We start from the raw sequence: 411 nt of genomic DNA on the forward strand, positions 1-411 counted from the left end.
AGGCCGTTGACCTGGCCCACGGCCATGCCGAGCGCGGTGGCGAGCACGGCGTACCGCGAGGCCGCCAGCAGGTCCCCGACGCTCAAGTGTCCCTGGGCGACCCGCAGACCGCCGACCGCGAGGACGGCGATCTGCAGCAGCGGGACGATGATGGCGGCCTGGGCGTTGGAGCGGCCCTGGACCTGCCACATCCGCAGCCCCTGGCGGCGCAGTTCCGGCAGGGGCTCCAGGACCCGGGCGATCTCGCGTTCGGTGGTCGCGGCGGCGGCGATGGTGCGGGCGCCGCCGAGCGCTTCGACGAGCCGGCCCGCGATGTCGCCCTGGGCGGTCTGGTAGCGCGCGACGCTGTCGGTGGCGCGGCGGACGAAGGCCCGCAGGGTCAGGGCGAGGACCGGCAGTCCGGCGAGGAAC

General features: G+C 75.7%; 1 protein-coding gene. It reads right to left on the reverse strand.

The features are described from left to right. Window positions 1–411: ABC transporter transmembrane domain-containing protein (locus CAY82_RS25255; RefSeq protein ID WP_140399182.1), on the reverse strand; the 411-nt coding region annotated here is incomplete at both ends.

Origin of the sequence: Pseudomonas sp. SID14000 (assembly GCF_002165135.1) — a bacterium.
Lineage (GTDB): Bacteria > Pseudomonadota > Gammaproteobacteria > Pseudomonadales > Pseudomonadaceae > Aquipseudomonas.